Annotated in this window: 20 protein-coding genes, 2 tRNA genes and 1 pseudogene; 12 read left to right on the top strand and 11 right to left on the bottom strand. The window is 73.6% G+C overall.

Annotation, left to right across the window (positions count from 1 at the left end; all coding sequences use genetic code 11):
* Positions 1-14: 14 nt before the first annotated feature.
* Positions 15-788 carry a sulfite exporter TauE/SafE family protein gene (locus AB0M97_RS00655; RefSeq protein ID WP_365958470.1) on the top strand — a complete coding sequence of 258 codons (774 nt, stop codon included), beginning with the start codon at positions 15-17 and terminating at the stop codon, positions 786-788.
* A 43-nt stretch (positions 789-831) separates the two neighbouring features.
* Positions 832-1629 carry a cobalt-precorrin-6A reductase gene (locus AB0M97_RS00650; RefSeq protein ID WP_365958469.1) on the top strand — a complete coding sequence of 266 codons (798 nt, stop codon included), beginning with the start codon at positions 832-834 and terminating at the stop codon, positions 1627-1629.
* On the opposite strand, the gene cobF is transcribed toward AB0M97_RS00650, so the two are convergent.
* Positions 1586-2359 (bottom strand): precorrin-6A synthase (deacetylating), encoded by a 774-nt coding sequence (cobF, locus tag AB0M97_RS00645; RefSeq protein WP_365958467.1) that lies wholly within the window; start codon positions 2357-2359, stop codon positions 1586-1588. The genes AB0M97_RS00650 and cobF overlap by 44 nt on opposite strands.
* 82 nt (positions 2360-2441) lie before the next feature.
* Complete coding sequence (locus AB0M97_RS00640) at positions 2442-2969, bottom strand: DUF309 domain-containing protein (RefSeq protein ID WP_365958466.1); 528 nt, start codon at positions 2967-2969, stop codon at positions 2442-2444.
* A gap of 101 nt (positions 2970-3070) precedes the next feature.
* Here AB0M97_RS00640 and AB0M97_RS00635 point away from each other — a divergent pair.
* From AB0M97_RS00635 to AB0M97_RS00625, 3 genes are all read left to right on the top strand, one after another.
* Positions 3071-3144: transfer RNA gene (locus tag AB0M97_RS00635), tRNA-Pro, on the top strand.
* 172 nt (positions 3145-3316) lie between these two features.
* Positions 3317-3691, top strand: a complete 375-nt coding sequence (locus tag AB0M97_RS00630; RefSeq protein WP_365958465.1) for a VOC family protein — start codon at positions 3317-3319, stop codon at positions 3689-3691.
* A gap of 255 nt (positions 3692-3946) precedes the next feature.
* Complete coding sequence (locus AB0M97_RS00625; RefSeq protein WP_365958464.1) at positions 3947-4933, top strand: aldo/keto reductase; 987 nt, start codon at positions 3947-3949, stop codon at positions 4931-4933.
* Between the two features lie 58 nt (positions 4934-4991).
* On the opposite strand, the gene AB0M97_RS00620 is transcribed toward AB0M97_RS00625, so the two are convergent.
* From AB0M97_RS00620 to iolC, 5 genes are all read right to left on the bottom strand, one after another.
* The gene (locus tag AB0M97_RS00620) at positions 4992-5777 is read right to left on the bottom strand and encodes a GntR family transcriptional regulator (protein ID WP_365958462.1); all 786 of its coding nucleotides are present in this window, start codon (positions 5775-5777) and stop codon (positions 4992-4994) included.
* A 58-nt stretch (positions 5778-5835) separates the two neighbouring features.
* Complete coding sequence (gene iolD / locus AB0M97_RS00615) at positions 5836-7704, bottom strand: 3D-(3,5/4)-trihydroxycyclohexane-1,2-dione acylhydrolase (decyclizing) (RefSeq protein ID WP_365958461.1); 1869 nt, start codon at positions 7702-7704, stop codon at positions 5836-5838.
* Positions 7701-8600: a 5-deoxy-glucuronate isomerase gene (gene iolB / locus AB0M97_RS00610; protein WP_365958460.1), complete on the bottom strand. Its 900-nt coding sequence runs from the start codon at positions 8598-8600 to the stop codon at positions 7701-7703. The genes iolD and iolB overlap by 4 nt, the downstream gene beginning before the upstream one ends.
* Before the next feature lie 43 nt (positions 8601-8643).
* On the bottom strand, positions 8644-9522 hold the full coding sequence (locus AB0M97_RS00605) for a deoxyribose-phosphate aldolase (RefSeq protein WP_365958459.1): 879 nt from the start codon (positions 9520-9522) through the stop codon (positions 8644-8646).
* Between the two features lie 66 nt (positions 9523-9588).
* Positions 9589-10545, bottom strand: coding sequence for a 5-dehydro-2-deoxygluconokinase (iolC, locus tag AB0M97_RS00600; protein WP_365958458.1), 957 nt, complete (start codon positions 10543-10545; stop codon positions 9589-9591).
* A gap of 281 nt (positions 10546-10826) precedes the next feature.
* Here iolC and AB0M97_RS00595 point away from each other — a divergent pair, with 281 nt between their 5' ends.
* The 4 genes from AB0M97_RS00595 to AB0M97_RS00580 are packed head-to-tail and all read left to right on the top strand — an operon-like array spanning position 10827 to position 14731.
* Positions 10827-11846 (top strand): sugar ABC transporter substrate-binding protein, encoded by a 1020-nt coding sequence (locus tag AB0M97_RS00595; protein ID WP_365958457.1) that lies wholly within the window; start codon positions 10827-10829, stop codon positions 11844-11846.
* On the top strand, positions 11846-12916 hold the full coding sequence (locus tag AB0M97_RS00590; RefSeq protein WP_365958456.1) for an ABC transporter permease: 1071 nt from the start codon (positions 11846-11848) through the stop codon (positions 12914-12916). The genes AB0M97_RS00595 and AB0M97_RS00590 overlap by 1 nt, the downstream gene beginning before the upstream one ends.
* 4 nt (positions 12917-12920) lie before the next feature.
* On the top strand, positions 12921-13823 hold the full coding sequence (locus AB0M97_RS00585; RefSeq protein ID WP_365958455.1) for an ATP-binding cassette domain-containing protein: 903 nt from the start codon (positions 12921-12923) through the stop codon (positions 13821-13823).
* Positions 13824-13828: 5 nt separating this feature from the next.
* Positions 13829-14731 carry a sugar phosphate isomerase/epimerase gene (locus tag AB0M97_RS00580; protein ID WP_365958454.1) on the top strand — a complete coding sequence of 301 codons (903 nt, stop codon included), beginning with the start codon at positions 13829-13831 and terminating at the stop codon, positions 14729-14731.
* Positions 14732-14799: 68 nt separating this feature from the next.
* On the opposite strand, the gene AB0M97_RS00575 is transcribed toward AB0M97_RS00580, so the two are convergent.
* Together AB0M97_RS00575 and AB0M97_RS00570 are read right to left on the bottom strand one after the other, a co-directional pair.
* Positions 14800-15804, bottom strand: a complete 1005-nt coding sequence (locus AB0M97_RS00575; protein WP_365958452.1) for a Gfo/Idh/MocA family oxidoreductase — start codon at positions 15802-15804, stop codon at positions 14800-14802.
* A 369-nt stretch (positions 15805-16173) separates the two neighbouring features.
* Positions 16174-16561, bottom strand: a pseudogene (locus AB0M97_RS00570) (hypothetical protein).
* 115 nt (positions 16562-16676) lie between these two features.
* Between AB0M97_RS00570 and AB0M97_RS00565 the strand changes: the two are divergent.
* The 3 genes from AB0M97_RS00565 to AB0M97_RS00555 all read left to right on the top strand — a co-directional run bounded on the left by AB0M97_RS00565 (position 16677) and on the right by AB0M97_RS00555 (position 18828).
* Positions 16677-17699, top strand: coding sequence for a LacI family DNA-binding transcriptional regulator (locus tag AB0M97_RS00565; RefSeq protein ID WP_365958451.1), 1023 nt, complete (start codon positions 16677-16679; stop codon positions 17697-17699).
* Positions 17700-17737: 38 nt separating this feature from the next.
* Positions 17738-17811: transfer RNA gene (locus AB0M97_RS00560), tRNA-Pro, on the top strand.
* 108 nt (positions 17812-17919) lie between these two features.
* Positions 17920-18828 (top strand): Cof-type HAD-IIB family hydrolase, encoded by a 909-nt coding sequence (locus tag AB0M97_RS00555; RefSeq protein WP_365958449.1) that lies wholly within the window; start codon positions 17920-17922, stop codon positions 18826-18828.
* Between the two features lie 76 nt (positions 18829-18904).
* Here the strand turns inward: AB0M97_RS00555 and AB0M97_RS00550 are convergent, their stop codons facing one another.
* Positions 18905-20128, bottom strand: a complete 1224-nt coding sequence (locus AB0M97_RS00550; protein WP_365958448.1) for a cytochrome P450 — start codon at positions 20126-20128, stop codon at positions 18905-18907.
* A gap of 72 nt (positions 20129-20200) precedes the next feature.
* Positions 20201-20998: an N-formylglutamate amidohydrolase gene (locus tag AB0M97_RS00545; RefSeq protein ID WP_365958447.1), complete on the bottom strand. Its 798-nt coding sequence runs from the start codon at positions 20996-20998 to the stop codon at positions 20201-20203.
* Positions 20999-21084 lie beyond the last annotated feature (86 nt).

Genomic DNA, 21084 nt, shown 5'->3' with positions numbered 1-21084 from the left:
GCATCGGTCTCCGCATGGACACGATGACACTCTGGCACGTCACCGGCTGGGAGTTCGCGGCGCTCGCCGTCGCGGCCCTGCTCGTCGGCTTCTCCAAGACCGCCGTGAGCGGGGCCAACACGGTCAGCCTCGCCGTCTTCGCCGCGGTGCTGCCCGCCCGCGCCTCCACCGGCGTCCTCCTGCCGGTACTGATCGCCGGGGACCTCCTCGCCGTCCTCGCCTACCGCAGGCACGCCCACTGGCCGACGCTGTGGCGGCTGTTCCCGGCGGTCGCCGCAGGCGTCGTCGTCGGCACGGTGTTCCTGATGTGGGCGGACGACGGGATCGTCCGCACGTCCATCGGGGCGATCCTGCTGGTGATGGCCGCGGTCACGCTGTGGCGGCGGCGCACGGCGGACGCCGGGGCGGAACCGGAGCCGGTCACCAGCCGCGCCGGGCGCCTCAAGGCCCGCTCGTACGGCGTGCTGGGCGGCTTCACCACGATGGTCGCCAACGCGGGCGGCCCGGTCATGTCGATGTATCTGCTCTCCGCCGGCTTCCGCAAGCTGGGCTTCCTCGGCACGTCGGCGTTCTTCTTCCTGATCGTCAACGTCTCCAAGGTGCCCTTCAGCGCCGGGCTCGGGCTGATCGACGGCCGCTCGCTGCTGCTCGACGCCGCTCTCGTGGGGTTCGTCGTGCCCGGCGCGCTGCTCGGCACGTGGGCCGTGAAGCGCATCAACCAGCGGCTGTTCGAGCAGCTGGTGATCGCGGCGACCGTGCTGGGCGCCCTGCACCTGCTGCTGCGCTGAGCCGGGCGGCGCCGCCGCCCGCGCCCCTCGTAGGCTCGCACCCATGTCGTCCCCGCACGTGCTGATCCTCGGCGGCACCACCGAGGCCCGCGAACTGGCCGCCGCCCTCACCGCCCGCGGAGTCCGCGTGACGACGTCCCTCGCGGGGCGCGTCGCGCGGCCGGGAGCGCTCGACGGGGACGTACGGGTGGGCGGGTTCGGTGGTGCGGAAGGGCTGGCGGAGTGGCTGCGCGGGCAGCGGGTGGACGCGCTCGTCGACGCCACGCACCCCTTCGCCGGGGCCATCACCGCGCACGCCGCCCGCGCCGCCGCCGTGACCGGCGTGCCCGCGGTGATCCTGCGCCGCCCCGGCTGGCGGCCCGGCCCCGGCGACCGCTGGCACCCCGTCGCGTCCCTGGCGGAGGCGGCGGACCTGCTGCCGCGCCTCGGCCGCCGGGTCTTCCTCACCACGGGCCGCCTGGGCCTGTCCGCCTTCGCGCACCTGACGGACCTCCGCTTCGTCGTACGCTCCGTGGAACCCCCCGGCCCACCGATGCCCCCGCACACGCACACCGTGCTGGCCCGCGGCCCGTTCACGCTCGCCGACGAACACGCCCTGCTCCGCGCCCACGCCGTCGACGTACTGGTCACCAAGGACAGCGGGGGAGCGGCGACGGCACCCAAACTCACCGCCGCCCGCGCACTGCGCCTGCCGGTCGTCGTCGTACGCCGCCCGCCCCTCCCGGAGGGCGCGCGAGCGGTGCCGGACGTGCCGGGGGTCCTGGACTTCCTCGGCCTCGGACCAGGCCAGGACCGGGCTACGCGTCCTTCGGGTTCCGGCGCAGCAGATACGTGTCCATGATCCAGCCCTTGCGCTCGCGGGCCTCGGCGCGCACCCGCTCGATGCGGGGCGCGGCCTCGGCGATCGGCCCGGAGACGAGGATCTCGTCCGGGGTGCCGATGTAGGCGCCCCAGTAGATGTGCATGTCCTGGTCGGCGTACCGCCGGAACGCCTGGTGCGCGTCGAGCATCACCACGACGTCGTCGACGCCCTCCGGGAAGCCCTCCGCGAGCCGCCGGCCCGTGGTGATCTGCACCGGGCGCGCCACCCGGTTGAGCCCCGTCCGGTGCCGGGCGACCAGCGCCGACACGCTGCTGATGCCCGGCACGACGTCGTACGAGAAGGACACCGCGCCGCGCGCGAGCACCTCCTCCAGGATGCCGATCGTGCTGTCGTACAGCGACGGGTCGCCCCATACCAGGAACGCGCCGCTGTCGTCCTCGCCGAGCTCCTCGGCGATCATCCGCTCGTAGATGCCGGCGCGGGCGCTGCGCCAGTCGCCGACGGCGGGGGAGTAGGCGGCGCCGCCCGCACGGCGGTCGCGCTCCGGGTCGCGCGCCTCGACCACGCGGTACGTCCCCTCCGGCACGTGCGCCTCCAGCATGTCCCGGCGCAGCCGTGTGAGGTCCGCCTTCACCTCGCCCTTGTCGAGGACGAAGAACACGTCCGTGCCGCGCAGCGCCCGGACCGCCTGGAGGGTGAGCTGGTCGGGGTCGCCCGCGCCGATACCGATGACATGAATCTTTCGCACGCCCCGAGTGTGCCGCACGGGTGCCGGACCACCGACACCGCCCGGGCCTCCCCTGTCCCGCGGGCCCCGTCGTCGGCGCCGGTCACCGCAGCCGGGGCGCGCTCCGGGCCGCGTCGACCGTCCCGCCGTCCCGCTCCACGGCCTCCGCCAGCGCCCGCGCCCAGACCACGACCCCGGCGAGATCCATCCCGTACGGCCGCGGCTGCCCCTGCGCCGACGCCCACTCCTCGGCGGCGCCCGCCCCGCGGCGCAGCAGCCGGGCGCCGCCGGTGACGTTGCCCCGGGCGCAGTGCGTGAGCCCCACGGCGAGCTGGGCGAGACCCCGCCACAGCGGGCGCTCCTGCTCGGGGCCCGACTTCCAGGCGTCCTCGAAGACCTCGTGCGCGTGGAACGGCTTGCCCTCGTCCAGCAGCCGCTGGGCCTCCTCGACGGTCTCCGGAGGGGTCCGCGCGATGCCCTCGGGCTGCCGCGGCACACCGGCGGCGCCGTACGGCAAGGGCCGCCCCAGCCCGTCCCGGGGCCGCGCGTTGCGCGCCCGGCCCTCGCCGTCGCGGTCACGCGCGTCGTTCGTCCGGCCCGGCCCCGTGCTGCCCCTGCGACTGCTGCCCATACGCCGATTGTGCCGCGCACCGGCCCCTTTCGGCGCGGCCCGCCCGGTGGGGTAAAGTGCTGTCCGCGCGATCACGCGGCTTGCCGCGGGACGGCGCGCACCGGGACGTGGCGCAGCTTGGTAGCGCACTTGACTGGGGGTCAAGGGGTCGCAGGTTCAAATCCTGTCGTCCCGACGGTGCAGAGGGCTTGAAGCCCAGGTCAGGGCCTTGTTTCGCTTCGGCGGGGCAGGGCCCTCGGTCGTTTCCCGAGGGGGTGCGGTTCTCGCGCATGCCCGCCGCGACGGCGGGTACGACGCCTCCTGTACGAGGGCGCCGCGGAAGCGGCCGAGGAGCGAAGGGTGTCGGAGTGATTCGAAAGCTGCAGGCGGTCGCGCTGGACTGCGCTGATCCGGTGGCGCTCGCGGAGTTCTACGCGCAGCTGCTCGGTGGCCGGGTGGTCGCCGACCCGGACGAGCCCGGCTGGGTCGAGGTGCACGGGTTCGAGGGGACGCCGCTGGCCTTCCAGCGGGTGGACGGCTACCGGCCGCCCGAGTGGCCCGGCCAGGAGCGCCCGCAACAACTCCACCTCGACTTCGACGTGGACGACCTCGACGGAGAGGAGAAGCGGGCGCTCGCCCTCGGCGCGACCGTGCTGGAGCGGACGGACCAGCTCCACCCGGGCACCAACTGGCGGATCTACGCGGACCCCGCCGGTCACCCCTTCTGCCTCTGCTTCCACTGAGCCGGCGTTCCCTTCGCGCGCGGCAGGGCAGTCCGGTCGGACAAGGAGCCCGCGTGCGGACTGCAAGCCGGGTCTGAAGGGGTGAGGCCTGTCCGGCGGGGCGGGGCCGCTCGTCGTGAGAGCCGCGGCGACCGTCGTTGCGAGGCGTCCGGACCGAGGGCCGTGGGCCGTGACCCCTTGACTTGAAGCGCACTTCAAGCTGAAGACTCCCGTTCGCGCACCACGACCGTGGGCGCCACAGGGAGGGACAACCGCATGAAGTACCGCACGATCGGCACCGACCCGAAGACCCGCCGGCAGGTCAGCGTCCTCGCGCTGGGCGCGATGCTGTTCGGCTCACGCACGGACGAGAAGACCTCCTTCGCCGTCCTCGACCGCTACGTCGAGGCGGGCGGGAACTTCATCGACACCTCCGACAACTACGCCTTCTGGACCGACGGCGGGCAGGGCGGCCAGAGCGAGGAACTGCTCGGCCGGTGGCGGCGCAGCCGCGGCATCGGCGACGAGATCGTGATCGCGACGAAGCTCGGCGCCCGCCCGCTGGCCCCGGGCACGAGCTACGTCGACAACCCGGAGGGACTGTCGGCGAACGTGATCCGCGAGTCGGCCGAGCGCAGCCGCGAACGGCTCGGCGTGCCGAAACTGGACCTGCTCTACGCCCACATCGAGGACCGCACCGTCCCGCTCGCCGAGACCGTCGAGGGCTTCGCCGCGCTCGTCGCCGAGGGCACCGTCGGCCTGCTCGGTGCCAGCAATCACGCCGTCTGGCGGGTGGAACGCGCCCGCGCCCTCGCGGCCGCCGCGGGCCTGCCGGGCTACGAGGTGCTCCAGTACCAGCACAGTCACCTGCGCCCGCGCACCGACATGCCCAGCGACCTGTTCCCCGACGGCAGCCTCGGCCACGCGGGCCCGGAACTGCTCGGCTACCTGCGGGCGGAGCCCGGCCTGACGCTGGTCGCCTACTCGCCCCTGCTGGCCGGCGCGTACGTACGCGACGACAAGCCGCTGCCGCCCGACTACGACCACCCCGGCACCCCGGCCCGGCTGTCGGTGCTGCGCGACGTGGCCCGGGAGACCGGCGCGACGGTCAACCAGGTGGTGCTGGCCTGGCAGATCGGAGGGCAGCTCCCGGTGATCCCGCTGGCCGGCGCGTCATCGGTGGCGCAGGTGGAGGAGAACCTGGCCGCCGTCGACCTGGACCTGACTCCCGAGCAGCGGGCACGCCTGGACGCGGCCCACTGACCGCAGGGCCGCCGGCGCCCCACCGAGGGCCCTCGCCCCGCGAACCGACGGCCCGGGGTCAGGGGCGCACCAGGAGCTGGAAGTCGAACGCGTACCGCGACGCGCGGTAGAGGTGCGTGCCGAACTCGACCGCGCGGCCGGTGTCGTCGTACGCCGTGCGCCGCATCGTGAGCAGCGCCGCGCCCGCCTGCTCGTCCAGGCGGGCGGCCTCCTCCGCCGTGGCCGTGCGGGCGCCGACGCTCTGCCGGGCGCTGTGCAGGACGATGCCGTCGGAGCGCATCATCCGGTACAGGCCGGTCGACTCCAGGCGGTCGGTGGCGAGGTCCAGCAGCCCCGCCGGGAGGTGGTTGCACAGGATCGCCACCGGCTGGCCGTGGGTGCCGCGCAGCCGCTCCAGGGCCGTGACCTCCGCGCCCTCCGCGATGCCGAGCGCGGCGGCCACCTCGGCGGAGGCGGGCACGGTCTCGTTGCGCACCACCCGCGTGTACGGCCCCTGCCCGGCCGCCTGAAGGTCGTCGTACAGGCTGCTGAGTTCCAGCGGGCGCCTGACCCGGCTGTGCACGACCTGGGTGCCCACCCCGCGGCGCCTGACCAGCAGGCCCTTGTCCACCAGGGACTGGATGGCCTGGCGGACCGTGGGCCGGGACAGGCCGAGGCGCACCGAGAGGTCGATCTCGTTGCCCAGGAGGTTCCCCGGGGTGAGCACCCCGTGTTCGATGGCCGCCTCCAGCTGCCGCGCGAGCTGGTGGTACAGCGGCACCGGACTGGAGCGGTCCAGGGCGAAGTCCAGGCGGTCGAGCGCGGGGGCGGTCACGGCGCGTGCGGGGTCACCGGTCCTCGCCATGGAGGTACCTCCCTGAGTGAGCTCTGCGGGGGGCGGGAGTCGCGTCATTCGCGGTGGTTCACAGGTGGCGGCGGCGCCCGGCGGCCTGCCGGTCGTAGTCCTCGCGGGCCGTGCGCGCGGCCTCCCGGGTGGCGGTCTCGGCGACCGGTACGTCCCACCAGGCCTCGGCCGGGGGAGCGGTCGGCGCCGGGTCGGTCTCCACGTACACGCACGTCGGCCGGTCCGAGGCGCGGGCCGCGGACAGCGCCTCGCGCAGCTCCCGGAGGGTCTTGGCGCGCAGCACGTCCATGCCGAGGCTCGCCGCGTTGGCCGCGAGGTCGACCGGCAGCGGGGCGCCGGTGAAGGTGCCGTCGGCGGCCCGGTGCCGGTAGGCGGTGCCGAACCGCTCGGCGCCCACCGACTCCGACAGACCGCCGATGGAGGCGTAGCCGTGGTTCTGCAGGAGAACGATGTTGACCGGCAGATCCTCCTGGACCGCCGTGACGATCTCCGTCGGCATCATCAGATACGTGCCGTCGCCCACCAGTGACCAGACCACCGTGTCCGGCGCGGCCTGCTGCACGCCGATCGCTGCGGGGATCTCGTAGCCCATGCAGGAGTAGCCGTACTCCAGGTGGTACTGGCGCGGGGACCGTGACCGCCACAGCTTGTGCAGGTCGCCGGGGAGCGAACCGGCCGCGTTGATCACCACGTCCTCGTCGCCGACCACCGCGTCGAGGGCGCCCAGCACCTGGGTCTGGGTGGGAACGGCGTCGTCGTCGCCGCGGTAGGCGGCCTCCACGACCCGCTCCCAGCGCTCCTTGCCGGCGCGGTACTCGGCGGCGTAGGCGTCGGCGACACGGTGCCCGCGCAGCGCCCCGGTGAGGGCGGTGAGGCCGGTGCGCGCGTCGCAGACCAGGGTGCGGGCGGCCAGCTTGTGGGCGTCGAATCCGGTGATGTTGACGTTGAGGAAGCGGACGTCCGGGTCGCGGAACAGGGTGCTGGAGGCGGTGGTGAAGTCGCTGTAGCGGGTGCCGACGCCGATCACCAGGTCGGCGGTGCGGGCGAGCGCGTCGGCGACGGCCGTGCCGGTGTGGCCGATGCCGCCCACGTCGGCGGGGTGGTCGTGGCGCAGTGAGCCCTTGCCGGCCTGGGTGGAGGCGACGGGGATGCCGGTGGCGTCCACCAGCGCCCCCAGCGCCTCCTCGGCCTCGCTGTGGTGGACGCCGCCGCCCGCGACGATCAGCGGGCGCCGGGCGGTCCGGATCGCGTGGACCGCCTCCGCCAGCTCCGTTTCGTCGGGCGCGGGGCGGCGTACCCGCCAGACGCGGTCGGCGAAGAACTCCTCCGGCCAGTCGAAGGCCTCCGCCTGCACGTCCTGCGGCAGAGCCAGCGTGACGGCGCCGGTCTCCGCCGGGTCGGTGAGGACGCGCATCGCGTTCAGCGCGGAGGCGATCAGGGCCTCGGGGCGGGTGACGCGGTCGAAGTAGCGGGAGACCGGGCGGAGGGTGTCGTTCACGGACACGTCCGCCGAGACCGGGTGTTCCAGCTGCTGGAGGAGCGGGTCGGCGGCGTGCGAGGCGAAGTAGTCGCCGGGCAGCAGCAGCACCGGCAGCCGGTTGACGGTGGCGAGCGCGGCACCCGTGACGAGGTTGGTGGCGCCCGGCCCGATGGACGTCGTCACCGCCTGCGTGGACAGCCGGTTCAGCTGGCGGGCGTAACCGACGGCCGCGTGCACCATCGCCTGTTCGTTGCGGCCCTGGTGGTACGGCATGACGTCGCCGTACTCGACGAGCGCCTGGCCCAGCCCGGCGACGTTGCCGTGCCCGAAGATGCCCCAGGTTCCGGCGACCAGCCGGCGGCGCACGCCGTCCCGTTCGGTGTACTGGGCGGCCAGGAAGCGGACGAGGGCCTGTGCGGTGGTCAGGCGGCGGGTGGTGGCGCTCATCGGGACCTCTCGGGCGCGCGGTAGAGGGGCAGACGGGGGTCGACGGGCTGCTGGGGCCAGGTGTCGCGGATCCAGGCGTGGTCGGGGTGGTCGCGGATCAGCCAGGCACGCTCGGCCTCGGGGCCCGCCATCACGTTCAGGTAGTACATGTGGTGGCCGGGCACGGCGATGGACGGCCCGTGCCAGCCGTCCGGGATGAGCACGACGTCACCGCCGCGGACCTCGGCGAGCACGTCCGTCCCGCGGCCCGGCCCGGACGGCGAGACCCGCTGGTAGCCGAGGCCGGGGACGCCGTCATGGACGGCGAACTCGAAGTAGTAGATCTCCTCCAGCACCGACTCCTCGCCGGGGTGGTGCTCGTCGTGCTTGTGCGGCGGGAACGACGACCAGTTGCCGCCCGGGGTGAGCACCTCGACCGCGATCAGCCGGTCGCAGTCGAAGACCCCGGCAGCGCCGAAGTTGTTGACCTGGCGGGAGCAGCTGCCGGTGCCGCGCAGCTCCACCGGCACCGAGGGGGCCGGTCCGTAGCGGGCGGGCAGCCGCCGTTCGCAGCGCGCGCCGGTGAGCGCGAACCGTCCGCCGCCGGTCGCCGTCACCGTGGTCCGCGCGTCCCGCGGGACGTAGGCGAAGTCGGTGACCGCGCTGAACACGTCCGGACGGCCGTGCAGGTCGAAGGTCTCGTGCCCGAAGTCGTCGGCCGTCGCCACCGTGCAGGCGCCGCTGAGCGGCAGCACGATCCACTCGCTGTCTCCGGTGTCGAAGGTGTGCGCACCGCCGGGCGGCAGCTCCAGGACCCGCAGGGCGGAGTAACCCCAGCCCGCGGTGTCCGGGGTGACGTCCACGGCGTAGGGGCCGCCGGACGCCGTGCCGGCGGGCAGGTGGTACGGGCTCGTCATCGGTGTCTCCTCGTGTGCCTCGGGCTCGTCTCGGCGCGGTCGGTCACAGCAGGCCCACGGCCGTGTCGACCGCCGTCTCGACACTGCCCTCGGCCGGGTACAGCAGGGAACGGCCCACCATCAGGCCCTGCACGGTGGGCAGCCGCAGCGCCTTGCGCCACCTCTCGTAGGCCCGGTCCTGGTCGTCGCCGACCTCGCCGCCGAGCAGGACCGCGGGCAGGGTGGACGTCTCCAGCACCTGGGCCATGTCGTCCGGGTCGTCGGTCACCGGCAGCTTCAGCCACGTGTAGGCGGAGGTGCCGCCGAGGCCGGAGGCGATGGCGATGGACCGGGTGACGGCCTCGGCGGACAGGTCGTTGCGGACCTGTCCGTCAACCCGGCGGGAGATGAACGGCTCGACGAACACCGGCAGCCGCAGCGCGGCCATCGCGTCGACGGCCCGGGCGCTGGACTCCAGGGTGGTGAGGGAGCCGGGGTCGTCGTAGTCGATGCGCAGCAGCAGCTTGCCCGCGTCGAAGCGGAGCCGGGCGATGTCCTCGGCGCGGTGCCCGGTGAACCGGTCGTCCATCTCGAACGCGGCGCCCGCGAGGCCGCCGCGGTTCATGGAGCCCATGACGACCTTGTTCTCCAACACCCCGAGCAGCAGCAGGTCCTCCAGGACGTCGGCGGTGGCGAGGACCCCGTCGACGCCGGGCCGGGACAGCGCGACGCACAGCCGTTCCAGCAGGTCCGCCCGGTTGGCCATGGCCAGCCTGCGGTCGCCGACGCCGAGCACGCCGCGCGCCGGATGGTCCGCTGCGACGATCATCAGCCGGCCGCTGTCGCCGGTCAGCGGACGGCGCGCCCGGCGGGCGGCGGCCTCGGCGACGGCCTCCGGGCGGCGCGCTCTGACCGCGGTGAGGTCGGGGATGCTGAGGGTCAAGACGGGCTCCGTTCGGGGAGTGGCGCGGTCGGCCGCGGGCGAGGAGGTCTTCGGCCTCGGCCCCGGTCAGCCGCGGGCGAGGAGGTCGGCGACCTCGGACCCGGTCGGCATCGCGGAGGAGCAGGCGAGGCGGGAGGCGACGAGCGCGCCCGCGGCGTTGGCGTACCGCATGGTCCGCTCCAGGTCCCAGCCCGACAGCAGCCCGTGGCACAGCGAGCCGCCGAACGCGTCGCCCGCGCCGAGGCCGTTGACGACCTCGACGGGCACCGGCGGGACCTGCGCCTCGGAGCCGTCGCGGTGCACGGCCAGCACGCCCTTCGGGCCCTGCTTGACGACCGCGAGTTCCACCCCGGCCGCGAGCAGCGCCTCGGCGCAGGCGCGCGGTTCGCGGACGCCGGTGGCGATCTCGCACTCGTCCACGTTGCCGACCGCGACCGTGGCGTGCCGCAGCGCCTCGGCGTAGTGCGGGCGGGCCGTGCCGGGGTCGGGCCAGAACATCGGCCGCCAGTCCAGGTCGAACACGGTGACGCCCGCCTTGGCGCGGGCCCGCAGCGCGGTGAGCGTGGCGGTGCGGCTGGGCTCCTCGCTCAGGCCCGTGCCGGTCATCCAGAAGACGCGGGTCGCGCGGATCGCGTCCAGGTCGAGTTCGTCCGGGTGGATCTCCAGGTCGGGGGCCTTGGGGCGGCGGTAGAAGTACAGCGGGAAGTCGTCCGGCGGGAAGATTTCGCAGAACGTGACCGGCGTCGGGTACGCGGCGACCGGGGTGACCCAGCGGTCGTCCACACCGAACTCCTTGAGCGCCTCGTGCAGATAGACACCGAACGGGTCGTCGCCGGTGCGGGTGATCACGGCCGAGGCGCGGCCCAGGCGCGCGGCGGCGACCGCGACGTTGGCGGCGGAACCGCCGAGGAACTTGCCGAATGTCTCCACCCGGGACAGGGGTACACCCGTCTGCAGCGGGTAGAGATCGACCCCGATGCGGCCCATGGTGATCAGGTCGAAGGGCTGGCGTGACTCGGCCATGCGCGACGCTCCTCTGACTGGGCGGGGGCCTGCCGCCTCTCAGGTGTAGGTCCCGGCGGCCCCACTGTCAATAGTTTGTACTTACATTCGGACCTGCTTGTGAAATGATGTCATAACAAAGTATTGACAGCGGGCGTGTCAGAGACTTGGATCGCGTCCCAGCGCAACAGCCGTGCCCGACGGCACACGACCCGGGCCATCCGGGCCCACGGGCCCCGGATCCTGGTGATCCGTCCGTTTCGCCGTCTCCCTCGTTCGTCGCACAGTGAGGTGCAGGAAAGATGGACCGCTCTTCTCCCGCCCGCTCCCGCAGATTCGCCCCCGCCCTGGCCCTGACCGCGGCGGCGGCACTGGCCCTCGCCGGCTGCTCCAGCGGCTCCGGCGGAAAGAAGGCCGAGGAGAGAGCGGCCGACGCCTCCGCGGGCAAGGCCACCACACCCCGCATGACGGTCGCGCTCATCACGCACCAGTCGCCCGGCGACACCTTCTGGGACATCGTCCGCAAGGGCGCCGAGGCCGCCGCGGCCAAGGACAACATCAAGCTCGTCTACTCGGCCGACCCGAACGCGGGCAACCAGGCCAACCTCGTGCAGAACGCCGTCGACCAGAAGGTCGACGGCATCGCCGTCACCCTCGCCAAGCCCGACGCCATGAAGGGCGCCGTCGCCAAGGCCGAGCAGGCCGGCATCCCCGTCGTCGGCCTGAACTCCGGGGTGAGCGACTGGAAGAAGCTCGGCCTGCTGGAGTTCTTCGGGCAGGACGAGACCGTCGCCGGCGAGGCCTTCGGCAAGAAGCTGAACGAGGTCGGCGCCAAGAAGGCCGTCTGCGTCATCCAGGAACAGGGCAACATCGGCCTCACCCAGCGCTGCGACGGAGTGAAGAAGACCTTCGAGGGCTCGGTCGAGAACCTCTACGTCAACGGCACCGACATGCCGTCCGTGAAGTCGACCATCACCGCCAAGCTCAAGCAGGACACCTCCGTCGACCACGTCGTCACGCTCGGCGCCCCCTTCGCCCTGACCGCCGTGCAGTCGATCGGCGACGCCGGCAGCAAGGCCAAGGTCGCCACCTTCGACCTCAACAAGGAACTCACCAAGGCCATCCAGGACGACACCATCGAGTTCGCCGTCGACCAGCAGCCCTACCTCCAGGGCTACCTGGCCGTCGACTCCCTGTGGCTCTACAAGAACAACGGCAACTACAGCGGCGGCGGCGAGCAGCCGGTGCTGACCGGCCCCGCCTTCGTCGACACGTCCAACGTCGACACGATCGCCGAGTTCGCCGCGAAGGGCACCCGGTGATGAGCACGACCCAGCAGCCGGCGGTGACCACACCGCCGGCCTCCGGCCCCCGGCGGACCGACGGGCGCACCGCGCGGCGCCCGCTGGTCCTGCGGCTGCTGGCGCGGCCGGAGGTGGGCGTCCTCCTCGGCGCGCTCGCCGTGCTGGTCTTCTTCCTGATCGCCGCCCCGACCGTCCGTCAGGGCAGCTCCATGGCGACCGTGCTCTACCAGGCGTCCACCATCGGCATCATGGCGCTGCCCGTCGCCCTGCTGATGATCGGCGGCGAGTTCGACCTGTCGTCCGGGGTCTCGGTCATCACCTCGGCGCTCACCGCGAGCATGCTCAGCTACCAGCTCACCGTGAACGTCTGGACGGGCATCGTCGTCGCGCTGATCCTGTCCCTCGCCATCGGCGCGTTCAACGGCTGGATGGTGGTGCGCACGGGCCTGCCCAGCTTCCTGGTCACACTGGGCACCTTCCTGATCCTCCAGGGTGCCAACCTCGCCATCACCAAACACGTCACCGGCAACGTCGCCACCGACGACATCAGCGACATGGACGGCTTCGAGCAGGCCCGGGCGGTCTTCGCGTCCTCTTTCGACGTCGGCGGCGTCCAGGTGAAGATCACCGTCGTGTGGTGGCTGGTCTTCGCCGCCATCGCCACCTGGGTGCTGCTGCGCACCAAGTACGGCAACTGGATCTTCGCCGTCGGCGGCAACAAGGACAGCGCCCGCGCGGTCGGCGTCCCCGTGACCTTCACCAAGATCACGCTGTTCATGACGGTCGGCTTCGGCGCCTGGTTCGTCGGCATGCACAACCTGTTCTCCTTCAACACCGTGCAGTCCGGCGAGGGCGTCGGCCAGGAGTTGATCTACATCGCCGCCGCGGTGATCGGCGGCTGCCTGCTCACCGGCGGCTACGGCTCGGCGATCGGCACGGTCTTCGGCGCCTTCATGTTCGGCATGGTGAACCAGGGCATCGTCTACGCCGGCTGGAACGCCGACTGGTTCAAGGCCTTCCTCGGCGTGATGCTGCTCGGCGCCACCCTCGTCAATCTGTGGGTCCGCCGCACGGCGACCCGGAGGTGAACCCATGACCCCCAAGGCAACCGGCACCCACGGCGCCGCGCTCCAGGACACCGCCCCCGAGGAGGACCACCCCGTCGTCGAACTCCGCGGCGCCGGCAAGTCCTACGGCAACGTCCGCGCCCTGCACGGCGTCGACCTCGCCGTCCGTCCCGGCAGGGTGACCTGCGTCCTCGGCGACAACGGCGCCGGCAAGTCCACCCTCATCAAGATCGTCTCGGGGCTGCACCAGCACACCGAGGGCGAGTTCCTGGTCGACGGCCGGCCGGTCCGCTTCTCCACCCCGCGCGAGGCGCTCGACCGCGGCATCGCCGCCGTCTACCAGGACCTCGCGACCGTGCCGCTCATGCCGGTGTGGCGCAACTTCTTCCTCGGCTCCGAGCTGACCAAGGGCCCCTGGCCCGTGCGCCGCCTCGACATCGACCGCATGAAGAAGACGGCCGACGAGGAACTGCGCAACATGGGCATCGTCCTGGACGACCTGGAACAGCCCATCGGCACCCTCTCCGGCGGCCAGCGCCAGTGCGTCGCCATCGCCCGCGCCGTCCACTTCGGCGCCCGCGTCCTCATCCTGGACGAGCCCACCGCCGCCCTCGGCGTCAAGCAGTCCGGCGTGGTCCTCAAGTACATCGCCGCCGCCCGCGACCGCGGCCTCGGCGTCATCTTCATCACCCACAACCCGCACCACGCCTACATGGTCGGCGACCACTTCAGCGTGCTGCGCCTGGGCACCCTCGAACTCAGCGCCCCCCGCAGCGAGATCGGCCTCGACGAACTCACCAACCACATGGCCGGCGGCGCGGAACTCGCCGCCCTCAAGCACGAACTGGCCCAGGTCCGCGGCGTCGACACCGAACGGCTCCCCGGGGAACAGGACCTCCAGGCACCCGCACCGTCCGAAGGGAACTGACAGCCATGGCCCCCGTGCTCGACCGGATCCGCGTCGGCTCCGCCCCCGACTCCTGGGGAGTGTGGTTCCCGGACGACCCCCGGCAGGTGCCCTGGCAGCGCTTCCTGGACGAGGTCGCCGAGGCCGGCTACTCCTGGATCGAGCTCGGCCCCTACGGCTACCTGCCCACCGACCCGGCCCGCCTCACCGACGAGGTGCAGCGCCGCGGTCTGAAGGTCTCCGCGGGCACCGTCTTCACCGGCCTGCACCGCGGCCCGGCCGTCTGGGACGCCACCTGGGAGCACGTCGGCCAGGTCGCCGCCCTCACCCGGGCCATGGGCGCCCGGCACCTCGTCGTCATCCCGTCCTTCTGGCGCGACGACAAGACCGCCGAGATCCTGGAGCCGCCGGAGCTGACCGGCGAGCAGTGGGCCCACCTGACCGAGGGCATGGAACGCCTCGGCCGCGAGGTCAGGGAGCGCTACGGCCTCGACATCGTCGTCCACCCGCACGCCGACACCCACATCGACACCGAGGCACACGTCGAACGCTTCCTCGACTCCACCGACCCCGACCTGGTCGGCCTGTGCCTCGACACCGGGCACTACGCCTACTGCGGCGGCGACAGCGTCAAACTCATCGAGACCTACGGCGAACGCATCGGCTACCTCCACCTCAAGCAGGTCGACCCGGAGATCCTGGCGGACGTCCGCGCGGGCGGGGTGCCGTTCGGCCCGGCCGTGCAGCGCGGCGTGATGTGCGAACCGCCCGGCGGCGTGCCCGAGCTGGGCCCGGTCCTGCAGGCCGCCCAGAACCTCGGCGTGGACCTCTTCGCCATCGTGGAGCAGGACATGTACCCCTGCGAGCCGGACAGGCCGCTGCCCATCGCGGTGCGCACCCGCAGGTTCCTGCGGTCCTGCGGGGCCTGACGGCGACGGCGGCGGGGGGCGGGGCCACGGCGATCACCGTGACCCCGCCCCCCGCCGTCCCGGCCGGGTCAGCCCTGCCGCACCTGAGCGACCGTCACCGGCCGGTGCTCGCGCAGCGACAGCGTGCACGCCTCGGCGATCCAGCCCGCCTCCAGGGCGTCCGCCACCGTGCACGGGGAGGGCCGGCTGCCCGCGACGACCTCGGTGAACGCGGCCAGTTCGGCGCGGTAGGCGGCGGCGAAGCGGTCCATGAAGAAGTCGTGCGGGGTGCCCGCCGGGAACGTCGCGCCCGGCTCGACCGAACGCAGCGGCAGCCTGTCCTCCAGGCCGACGGCCACGGAGTCCGCGAAGCCGAGCAGTTCCATGCGGACGTCGTGACCGCGGCCGTTGTGGCGGCTGTTGGAGACCACGGCGATCGTGCCGTCGTCCAGGGTGAGCACCGCGCCCGTGGTGTCGGCGTCGCCCGCCTCCCGGATGTGGTCCGCGCCCCGGTTGCCGCCGACGGCGTACACCTCGGTCACCTCGCGGCCCGTCACCCAGCGGATCATGTCGAAGTCGTGCACCGAGCAGTCCCGGAAGATGCCCCCCGACGCGGCGACGTACGCGGCCGGCGGCGGCGCCGGGTCCAGCGTCGTCGACCGTACGGTGTGCAGCTTGCCCAGCGCGCCGCCGCGCACGGCCTCCCGCGCGGCCATGAATCCGGCGTCGAAGCGCCGGTTGAAGCCGATCTGGACCGGCACGCCACTGCCCTCGACCGCCTTCAGCACCTCGACGCCCTCGGCCATGGTGCGGGCGACGGGCTTCTCGCAGAAGACCGGCACGCCGGCCGCCACACCGGCACGGATCAGCGCGGGGTGGGCGTCGGTCGCGGCGGCGACGACGAGGCCGTCCACCCCGGCCGCCAGCACGGCCTCGGGGGAGTCCGCGACCTCGGCGCCGAACCGCTCGGCGGCGGACTTGGCGGCGTCCGCGACCGGGTCGGCGACGACGAGCGAGGTGACGGCGCCGAGCCCGGAGAGGGTCTCGGCGTGAAAGACGCCGATGCGGCCGAGGCCGAGGATTCCGATGCGCATGGGGTGCCTGCTCCTTGAGTACGGGGTCGGGCCTGGGGCAAGGGCCGGTCGAGGGCGCCGAGGACGTCGTCCCTTCGGTGACAGGGCCGCCGCAGCGCTGACATTCTTGTCCTGACAAACCCGTCGAACAACCAGCAGGAAGCCATCAAAAACCCCTCAGGCGCCGTGGGCGCGCTGCCAGGTGGTCACGCCGTACAACATGCCACCCCGTCCGCCCGCCGCGCCCATACGCTGACCACGTGCCGCGCCTCCCGGGCCGGTACGCGTGACCCACGCGCCCGCTGGTCCGCCCACCGCACCGGCACGCCGGCCCACACACCCGGCCCGCCCACCGCGCCGATACGCCGGCCCACGCGCCGCCCGCCCCGCCTACCGCTCCGGCACGCCGACCCACGCGCCGCTCTCCGCCGAGCGTGCCATCGCGTCCAGCGCCTCGGCGCTGCGCACCGCGTCCGCGAGCGTCGCGCCGTACGGCCTGCCCTCGGCGACCGACCGCAGGAAGCGGTACGCCTCGATCACCTTCAGGTCGTCGTAGCCCATGGCGTTCGCCGCGCCCGGCTGGAACGCGCCGAACTCGCCGTGACCCGAACTGCGCCGCGGCCTCCTCGGCTCGGCCCGGCACCTCCTCCGCGACCGTCACGAGCTCCGGGCGCAGCGGCAGGTCCGGATAGTGGTGCCGCACGCGCGCGTACGCCTGGGTGTGCACCCGGCCCATCCAGCCGAACCCGACGACGGCGACACCGAGCGCGTCCACCATGAGACCCCAGCCCCTCTTTGGACCGTTCCACACCGGATGTCGGCCACCCTGAGCGCGCCCACCAGCCGCTGTCAAGGCTTTGACAGGCGACTGCGCCCATGGAACGGTCCACACCATGAGACCACCGACGATCCGCGACGTGGCCGACCGGGCCGGCGTGTCCAAGTCGCTGGTCTCGCTGGTGCTGCGCGGCTCCGGGCAGGTGCGGCCCGAGAAGCGGGACGCCGTGCTGCGGGCCGCGCGGGAGCTGGGCTACCGGCCGAACGCCGCCGCGCGCAGCCTCAGCGAACAGCGCACCCGGACCGTCGGCGTCCTGCTGAACGACCTGCGCAACCCGTGGTTCGCCGACCTGCTCGACGGCCTCAACTCCCTGCTGCACGCGGCCGGCCTGCACATGCTGCTGGCCGACGCCCGCCTCAACCGCCGCACCGGCCAGGACCCCGCGGGCCCGCTGCTTGACCTGCGGGTCGACGGCCTGGTCGTGGTCGGCACGCTGCCGGACCCGGCCGCACTGGGCCCCGTCGCCGAGCGGATACCGGTCGTCGTCGCGGGCGCCCGCGAACCGGTGCCGCCCGGCGTGGACGTCGTGGCCGGCGACGACGAGAAGGGCGCCCGGCTCGCCACCGAGCACCTCCTCGGCCTCGGGCACCGGCGCATCGCGCACATCGCGGGCTACGGCGCCGTGGGCGAGCTGCGCCGCCGCAGCTTCGAGGCGGCCGTACGGGACCACGGCCTGGCCGGCGGAGCGGCCGTCGAGCCCAGCGACATGACCGAGGAGGGCGGCTACCGGGCCACCGTCCGGCTGCTCAGCCGCCCCGACCGGCCCACCGCCGTCTTCGCCGTCAACGACATCGCCGGCGTCGGCGCGCTGTCGGCGGCCGGGGAACTCGGCCTGCGCGTGCCGCACGACCTGTCCGTCGTCGGCTACGACAACACGAGCATCGCCCAGCTGCGTCACCTGTGGCTCACCACCGTCGACCAGGCCGGCCACGCGATCGGCCGCCTCGCCGCGCGCCGCCTCCTGGACCGCTTCGACAGGCCCGGGGGAGAAGGGCGTACGCATCTGGCGACGCCGACGCTGGAGGCGCGGGGGACGACGGGGGCGCCGCCGCCCGGCGTTGCCGGACCCATGGGGTAGGGTTGACGTGCGTGTTCCCCCGGCCGGGGGAGACGCGCCGGGACGTGGCGCAGCTTGGTAGCGCACTTGACTGGGGGTCAAGGGGTCGCAGGTTCAAATCCTGTCGTCCCGACACTGCGAAGAGGCCTTCGCGGGCGGACAGCCCGCGGGGGCCTTTCGCACGTACAGACACGTACCGACACCTACAGACCGACGCGCTCCCGTCAGGAACCAGAACCCGATGCCCTTCTCCCCGAACTCCGCCCACACCTCGGACTCCGCGGCGCCGCATACCGCCCGGGGCGGCGGCCGGGACGTGCCCGTGCCCGTCGGCGGACCCCCCGACATCCGGCTGATCGTCACCGACATGGACGGCACGCTCCTGGACGGGGCCGGGCGCCTGCCCGCCGGGCTCGGCCGCGTGCTGGAGCGGCTGCGCGAGCGCGGCATCCTCTTCAGCCCGGCGAGCGGGCGGCAGTACGCCACCCTGGCCCGGCAGTTCACCGGGGCCGACGAGGGCATGGTGTTCATCGCCGAGAACGGCACCTACGTGGTGCGCGACGGCGTCGAACTCAGCTCGGACCCGATGGACCCCGGTGTCGTCGCCCGCGTGATCGAGGCCGTACGGCGGCTCACGGCAGGCGGGGCGGACGTGGGCGCCGTCGTGTGCGGCAAGCGGTCGGCCTACGTCGAGCGGGCCGACGAGGCCTTCCTCGCGGAGGTCCGCAAGTACTACGTGGCCCACCGCGTCGTCGGGGACGCGACCGCCGTGGACGACGACATCATCAAGGTCGCCCTCTTCGACTTCGGCCCGGCGGCGCGGACCACGGCACCGGCCCTGGCCCCGTTCGCGGACACCCACAAGGTCGTCGTCTCCAGCGAGCACTGGGTCGACGTGATGAACCGCACCGCCGACAAGGGAACCGCCGTCCGCCGTCTCCAGCGCGACCTGGGCATCACGCCCGCGCAGACCATGGCGTTCGGGGACTACCTCAACGACCTGGAGATGCTGGACGCCGCCGAGTGGTCCTTCGCCATGGCGGGCGCCCACCCCGACGTCGTCGCGCGGGCCCGGCACCTGGCCCCCGCCCACACCGACAACGGGGTGCTGCGCACGATCACCCGGCTGCTGGACCTGCCCGCGGAGTGAGGCGGGGTGGCCGGTCCTTGCCGTGCCATCCGGTCGAACTGCTCGCGGGGAGTGGCTGCGGGCCCGAGGGGCGCGCTCACCAGGCGCAGGGCAGGCTGCGCGGACCCCGGATCATCGTCCGGTGCCGCCAGGGCACCTGCTCGGGCGGCACGGCGAGCCGCAGCCCCGGCAGCCGGTCCAGCAGCGTCGTGACGAGCAGCTCGGTCTGCAGACGGGCGAGGACGGCGCCGGTGCAGAAGTGCGGCCCGTTGCCGAACGCCAGATGCGGGTTGGGGGAGCGGTCGGGGTCGATGCGGTCCGGCTCCGGGAACACGTCCGGGTCGCGGTTGGCGGCCAGGTAGGACACGTACACGGGCTCGCCCGCGGCGATGCGCACGCCGTGCAGGCGGACGTCCTCCAGCGCGATGCGGGCGAGGCCGACCGAGCTGCGGTGCGGGATGTAGCGCAGCAGCTCGTCCAGGAGGGCGCCGCGCTCCCCGGGGCGCTCCCGCATCCGGGCCATCAGCTCGGGCCGGGTCAGCAGCAGGTACAGCATCTGGCCGCAGTTGTGCGTGACGGCCTCACCGCCGATCTGCAGCGGCCCGGCGAGGCCGACCGTCTCGGCCTCGGTGAGTTCGCCGCGGGCGACAGCGGCGCCGAGCAGCGCGTACACGTCGTCGCCGGTGCTTCCGGCCCGCGCCCGGACCGTGTCCGTGATATACGCGTACAGGCCCTGTTTGGCCTGCTCGGCGGCCTCAGTGCCACCGGACGTGGAGATGATCTGCCGCGTCCAGGCGTGCACCCGCTCCCGGTCCGCCGCCCGCACGCCCATCACCTCGCTGACCACGGCGATCGGGAACGGCTCCAGCACCCGCTCGACCAGATCGGCCGGCGGACCGTCCCGTACGACCCCGGCCACGAGGCCGTCCAGGACGGCCTGCGCGCGGGGCCGCAGGCGCTTGGCCGCGCTCACCGTGAAGGCGGCGGCGACGGCCTTGCGCAGCCGGTTGTGGTCCGGCTGGTCGGCGAAGGCGAGCGACCCGGGCCGCGGCCTGAAGTGCGGTGCCAGCCGAGTCACCTGACGCCTCGTCACCTCGGCGCGGCCGAACCGCGGGTCGTTGGTGATCAGCCTGACGTCGTCGTAGCGCGTGGCGAGCCACGCCCAGCCCTCGCCGTGCGGCAGCCGGATCCGGGTCAGCGGGCCCTCGCGCATCAGCCCGGCGAGGACCGGGTCGAACTCCGTCCCGTCCAGGTCGAGCGCGGGCCAGTCCCGTACCGGGGGACGGTCCTGGCCGGTCGGCGTGGAGGTCTCCTCGATCATCCCTCCACCCTGATGGCGGCCCCGGCGTCTGTCGCGCCGGAGTGCTCCAGCCGGTGGCGCGCCGGACCCGGCTCAGCGGGACGCGGCGTCCACGAGTTCGGCGAGGGCGCCGGCCAGCCGGTGCAGGCCCGGCCCGGCGGGGCCACCCGGCTCCGCCATGTACGTGTCCCGGCGGATCTCCACCATCAGCGCCGCCACCTCGGGCCGCTTCCCGTGGAACTCCAGCGGCACGTACGCACCGGAGAACGGGCTGTCCAGGCCGACCTCACCGCAGCGCGCGAACGCCGTCCGGGCCGCCCCCAGCAGGGCGGGCGGCGTGTGGAAGGCGTCGGTGCCGAGGCAGACCGGCGGGCGCGGCCCCTCGCCGTGCAGCTCGTACGGCAGCGGGGCGCTCGGGTAGGAGTGCACGTCGATGATCACGGCGCGCCCGGTCGCGGCCAGCCGGCCGGCGACCGCCTCCGTCATCGCCCGCGCGTACGGCTCGAAGTACCGCGCGACCAGCGGCTGCGGGTCGGTGTCCGCGGGCCGCAGCTCGGCGCGGTGCGTGGTCCGCGTGTAGACGGCGCCCATGCCGACGGCGAGCATCTCCTCCCGCTCGTCAGGGAACCGCTCCGGGTCGACGACCAGCCGCGACAGCCGGTTGACGAACCGCCAGGGCGTGACCGCCGCCAGGTCGGAGGCCGCCCCGGCGAGTTCGGCGGTGTGCGCGTCGGTGATGTGGTCCAGCTCCCGCCCGAGCGCCGCGTCGTCCAGCACGATGCCCGCCCGCACCGCGGCCGGGATCTCCCGCGCCGAGTGCGGCACGTGCAGGATCACGGGGGAGCGCGCGGCCCCGGCGAGCAGCTCGAAGGCGGGCGGGGCGTCGGTCATGCGGCGGCTCCGGGGGCGTTGTCAGGGGCGTACGGCACGATCAAGGTGCTCCGTCGAACGGTGAGCGCGCGGACGGGGCGGGACAC

Source organism: Streptomyces sp. NPDC051207, assembly GCF_040682395.1.
Lineage (GTDB): Bacteria > Actinomycetota > Actinomycetes > Streptomycetales > Streptomycetaceae > Streptomyces.
The sequence above is the reverse complement of the archived record's forward strand: the minus strand, read 5'-3'. Positions and strand labels throughout refer to the sequence as shown.